General features: G+C 47.2%; 4 protein-coding genes. 1 reads left to right on the top strand and 3 read right to left on the bottom strand.

The window, feature by feature from the left end:
* Positions 1-118: 118 nt before the first annotated feature.
* Entirely contained in the window at positions 119-466 is a 348-nt protein-coding gene (locus EXN68_RS27285; protein WP_237681514.1) for a hypothetical protein, read from the top strand.
* A 129-nt stretch (positions 467-595) separates the two neighbouring features.
* On the opposite strand, the gene EXN68_RS27795 is transcribed toward EXN68_RS27285, so the two are convergent.
* From EXN68_RS27795 to drt3a, 3 genes are all read right to left on the bottom strand, one after another.
* Positions 596-958 (bottom strand): hypothetical protein, encoded by a 363-nt coding sequence (locus EXN68_RS27795; protein WP_142843692.1) that lies wholly within the window; start codon positions 956-958, stop codon positions 596-598.
* A gap of 200 nt (positions 959-1,158) precedes the next feature.
* Positions 1,159-3,228 (bottom strand): antiviral reverse transcriptase Drt3b, encoded by a 2,070-nt coding sequence (drt3b, locus tag EXN68_RS27275; protein WP_142843691.1) that lies wholly within the window; start codon positions 3,226-3,228, stop codon positions 1,159-1,161.
* Positions 3,221-4,567 (bottom strand): antiviral reverse transcriptase Drt3a, encoded by a 1,347-nt coding sequence (gene drt3a / locus EXN68_RS27270; protein ID WP_161991492.1) that lies wholly within the window; start codon positions 4,565-4,567, stop codon positions 3,221-3,223. The genes drt3b and drt3a overlap by 8 nt, the downstream gene beginning before the upstream one ends.
* Positions 4,568-5,722: the final 1,155 nt, after the last annotated feature.

Raw genomic sequence — 5,722 nt, 5'->3', positions numbered from 1 at the left:
AGGCCTCACAATGAGCTCGTCAGATACTCTTCGGTGAGCTCCTTTGACGGCCCGTAGATCAACCTCAGATCGCCGCAACTGAATAATCGATGGGGCGTGGACGCCGCATACCATAGGATTGATCGATGACGAGCTGGAATCCGAGGTCGGGCGGCCCGGCTTTCCGGTAAATTCGATCATAAGCACGGCGGTGTCGACAAGGTGGAGCGGTAAAGAACAGACAGTCTTCTTTCAGGACGGGCCGTATATGCCTGAGCCGAAAGACCGCAGCGGGTTCAAGAAGATTGCTACGTATCAGAATGGCGATATTGCCGCTGCTCGTTACCGTTTCGGCAAAGGTGTCGTCGTGCTGACGGGGCCTCATCCGGAGGCGGATACATCGTGGTTTCGTGAAGCAGGCATACCAATCAGCAAGATGCCGGATCAAAGCGTGCTCCGCTCCGTTATGGGCGAGCTTCACAAATGATGTGGGCCGTATCGTAGAGGATACCCTGCGAGGCAGGATGGCGATCTGCCGGGTGATGTCGGCCTGATGGCACGCCAGGCTCTCAGCGCCCTGTAAACGCTTGATACCGACCTCTAGTCCAGGCGGCTATTACTCTTCAAAGCCGCTCTGCGCGTGCGAGATCGTCTTGCAGGTCCCGCTGTCCTTCTCGCCCACCATGCGCTTGTCACGAATGACTGAACCCTTGGCGATGTCGATCTCCCATGCCACCGATCCTTCATTCAGGCTCGCCTTACCACCGGCAAAGGTGCCCTTTTCCATTCTCTGACTGCCAGAAGCCGGGACATAAACTCCAAATGTTCCGGCGGCTTCGTCGAGGGCAAAATTGAACACCTGAGGTGTTCCCTTCGAAGTTGCGAATTCACAGCTGAGATATGTCGGTGCGGCAAAGGCGGCAGAGCCTGAAAAAAGCAGGGCAGCAGCGGCAAATCCAGTTCCTGTAATGACGTTCAATTCCTGATCCTCACGCGCGTTCTTCTGCCCGATGAAAAGTATTTCGCGCTTTTTGCTGATGTCGTTACTACGAAGATTATGGATGATAAGACGGCCCGCTCCTACCGTCTAGTTACCCAACTCCCAATGGATATAGGAGAAGCGAGGGCGCTTGTGTGTGGGCTGCCAACAGCCATTAAGGATAAAGCGGAGCGCCAGAATCAGTATACCTCACGGCTTCGCTTCGCGTCTAGTTCCTTCCCGAGATCAAATTTGTCACCCCACGCGGTGAACCAATGGTCATTAGCACCTTGAACAGACGAGAGGCCCGCCGCATCTAAACCGAAAATGTTGCCGATAGCGTTCTTCGTGGAGCAGCTGACGTAAGGACATACGACAATATCAAGCAACATAATCAAGGTCTCCGCATCATTTGGACAGTGAGCCTTCATATACTCAAGCTTGGTAATGGCATGCGCCTCCAAGAATGCTTTCAGTTTAGTATAACGGACCTTATCTTTAATGTAGGATAATAGAACGGTGATCGAAAAATGGTTCATGAAGCCAGATGGGCGAGCATAATTTCCCGCTCCATCTTCCGTAATTAGGAAATGCTTGAGAAGGACCGACACTGGTAGCCAGTATTCTCGGCCGATTTGCGATAGGGAAACGAGTAGGTAGAGACTTTCAACTTCGCGATGAACGCCCATCGTATTCTTTTCGAGCTGTTGCATTACGTTGTCATGTACGTATTTGAACAGCAAATGTTTCAATTCGTATGACAGAGCTTGCTCTCGAAGGAAATCTACGGACGTCGCTATCATCCGGCATAGCCGGATTGTGTGGTTGACCTTGGGGCTCGCAGAATATGCAAAAAAAGCGAATTCCATAATTGCGAGCAAGGAACCAGAAAGGCACTTGCGATCACGGTCTGACTTGTCGCTCTCGACATATGCTTTAAAGAGCTTGTCGATCTTGTTCTCAGTTATTGCGAAGGTGTAGTTTAGCAGATCGGCATAGGTGACGCCTGCCTCCTTGAGAACAGCTTTGTATCTTATGATTAGGCGGTTCGTATTAATCCCGCAGTTGACGTTCTTTTTGGGTTGTGTGGAGGGATAGGCAAGTGGCTCTTCCTGACACACAGGATTTATTTCGTCGTTCAAAAGGATTGAAATGCGTTCTTTAGCGATTGTGATTTCGGTGATGATTGGCTTTTCATAGTGTTTGATCTTCGCCGTATTGATACTCAGCTTTTTGGATTTGAGAACTTCTTGAAGTGTTTCAAATATTTTTAGCTGCGTGGATGCTTCGTTGTAGAAAACGAAAAAATCATCCACGTATCGGAAAATTTCGTAATCGACTTTGTGGATTAGATTTGCCCGCTGATCCAATTTTTTAAGCAGTTCTGCGTCTACAGACTGCAAAATGATTTCTGCAAAAATCCGGGAAAATTCGGGGCCAATAACAATGCCGTTGGTTTCTTTATGGTTCAGGTTTTGCATCAGCGCGTCGAAACGTCCACCGAATGTAACCTTAGATTCGTCGAGACTAAATTTTGTCTGATCTTTGCCTAGAACTGCCCAAGGCAGAGAGTGTGTATAGATGCTATCGAAGCACTTACTGATATCGATCTGGACCATAGCATCATACTTTTTCTCGCTGCGATGATATTTGTAGGATTCAAAGAAGCGATGGATGTTGCGATATTTCCGATAGACGAAATAAGAACCTAGCTGTTCGTACTCCCGGTCCTCCTCTTCCACCCCCGCGACGGAATCTAGCCGTTGTGAGTGGAGCTTGTCCTTGAAAAAAGCATAGCGCGACACTGACACGGGGCGACGGATCGAAAACTCGCTAACGGACGTGTGGTAGATGATCAGCGAGTTGTGAGTTGCATAGAAGCTCGCGACAGCTACCTGATTGCGCGGATGCACCACGCTTAGTGTCCGTCCCTCAAGGTTGTGCGCTACTCGGAAATTGAAAGGGATAGTCGCCATCTGACATTTGCTGATCGGCACGGAGCGGCGGGTTTTCTGTTTGCCCCATTCTGTCACAATCTCCGTCGAGATTTGGGTGTTGGGGGCTATTCCGAACAGAAGCCGCATCGTATGATCAAGGTCATTCGTTTCGCCAATCCAACGCAACTCTCCTTTTTCAATCTCGATGTTATTATCCCGCAAGAAGCGATAAAAGCCCCGATTGGAGAAGGTCGGCGGCACCTCGAAAGGTAGCATATCCGTCAGAACAGACCTTTGCTTTCTGTGAGTAAGCGTGACACGCCGCTTAGCCATGTTTCCAGACCTTTACGATCATCTGAAGTTCCTTTGTACTGAAATTATGATATCGGCGTTGCTGGAAACCTGTGGCGAATTTGAGCTTTTTCAGTCGTTTTTGAAGACTGGTAATTTTGAGTCCTTCGATAAGTATCTTTAATTCTTTGTCCAGATCATTTAAGTCTGATAAATTAGATGCGATTGAATTATTATAATATATTCCGGTTGTTGCGCGTGATTTGCTACTTGAAAGGCGCGTGTTACCTGTTAAGAATTTGATTCTAGCAACTAGTTTTCGGAATGCACCTTTTGGATTTATTGGTTTATCATTCCAATATTCGCTAAATGATGCTTTCATGCGCGTTCTATATTTTTCTATTTTTGCTGCGCTTGGTCTGATTTCGAACTGATTGTCGGACAGTACGAAGCGGTATCCCAAGTACTCGAGTTCTTGAATGGTACCGTTCATTAGTGTGAGTTCTGAGGTTTTTGCGGCGTTATGAGTAAGTGCATTTTTGCCAAAAATCTCAACGATCAGGTCTTTGAAAGAGCCAAGATTGCTGCCGGCTGGAGGCCGCGCGAACACTGCCACGATGTCATCGACAAACCGACAGTACAGCACTAAGCCGGGGAGTTGCCTAATCGCCTTGTCTACTGGCCGGAGATACAACTCCGCTAAATAGGCACTAATGCCAACACCTCTCGGAATACCTGTGGTCGCACCGGATATTGTGCCGTATGAATCAAGCACCTGTTTGATGTATTTCTTAGACGCTGCGCTTAAAAGTTGGTCACGATCCAACTTCTCAATTAGTCTCTTTCGATCAATGCTTTCGTAGAACGACGAGATATCTGTGCGAACTAGCTCGAAAGGAAATTTGCTGCCAAGCATGTCGCGAATCTGGCAGACCAGATCGTGACGGTTCGCCTGTTTGACATCGTAAATTCGATGGATGTTAAACTGAAGCTGCTTGATCACGAAGAAAGTCTCTGGCTTCGCATCAATGCAGAAAACTGGCTTTCCCTTCGGTCCATTTTTTTGGGACAACTCGATTTTGAAACTTGGCTTCAGCACGCTTTGGCTCATCTCATCCATCAAGCAATCTATGGCGGCTGACTTAGCTGCTTTCAATTCAGCTAAGTTAGACTTCAACGCTAGTAACTGTGCCTTGAACTCGTCGACGGACAGTGTGGTTTCGATCTTCCGTAGATTACGAATCTCTTGAACCTTATCGCGGACAGCGAACGTGAATGGTTCGAGTGTCGGAAAATAGCGTCCGGCTAAGTCGCAGCCCTTTCGGTTCTCTGCATCATAGGCGCGACGGAAGTTCTCCGCAGTAAACATCTGATCGAGCATTATTGTGACTTCATTTCATCTGATTCGGATCGGTCGTTATTTATAATATTGCGCAACAATGAGTTGAACGCACTATTGAAATACTCTCAATAAACAAAAAGCTTAGGTGTGGCTTTATTATATAACGCAGCTTTTTTGGAATTTCTGCCATTGCCATGAACTGGCATTATGGTGCAAAGCGGTCGATTTGACGCGTGTGCCGTGTCCGCTAAGGGCCAGAAGTGGACATAATCATGCTAGCTTGTCAATGAAGCCAAAGCGAAAAGTTGTTTTGACTGGCTGCCTGCATATTTCGACTTGAAAGGATGTATGGTTTCAACGAATTGAAGCTGGTTCCGTAGCTTTTTTAGCTTTGAGGAAGGATTTTCATTTCCCCGCGCATCCCCACCCCTTTTCTCTGATTTATACTCCTCCCTGTTCGGCGATGAACCGGGAGACATTCCGGTTTTGAAACTGAACCAGCGCTGATTATGAGAGTAGACGTCACTCTCATATTTTGGGGTTTGACAGGCAAAGTCCTCTGGTAATGACCGGAGGAGAGATGGAATCTGGTTTGTGGTGGGCCTTTCTATTTCTCCGAACGCATTGGTTGAAGGACAGGCTCTGACGGGCATAAATCGCTGATTCGGGGTGCTCATAAGTGTCTTTATTTTCCCAGGCGGCAGTTTTCAGCGCCCCGTTGCAATGCCCATCAAGCTGAAAGGCAGATGGGAGAAAAGATGAGGTTCATAACACGGTCGCCACTGCGTCGCGTGATAGGAAAGGTATGTTCAAATGGGTTTTTATGAGATGTACGTCCTTGCTGCTCGTGCAGACACAGTCCTGATGAGGCGAAGAGTGACGAAGATTATGAATCATCGACTTAAGCGGCGATATTTGCACAACCAGAGAAAGAAGTCGGATTTTGAAACCGAGGCGAAGAGGGGAGCTCACCTTCGACCCGGGAGGATACTATAAATATATATTTACACAAATATACAAGCAAAACATATAAAATGTATGTCGCAATGAATTATATATAAATAGTTGAGGGTGGCTGAAAAACCTATATGTGGAATTTGTTTTGCGGTCTGCAATTTGCGGATTGCGGGACGATAGCACGTAGATATATGATTTTTATATTGAATTGTTGCTTTAACAGGGGGATTATTATGC

Source organism: Martinezella rhizogenes (assembly GCF_007002745.1).
Lineage (GTDB): Bacteria > Pseudomonadota > Alphaproteobacteria > Rhizobiales > Rhizobiaceae > Agrobacterium > Agrobacterium cucumeris.
Note: the sequence above shows the minus strand (reverse complement) of the source record. Positions and strands in the feature narration are given on the sequence as shown.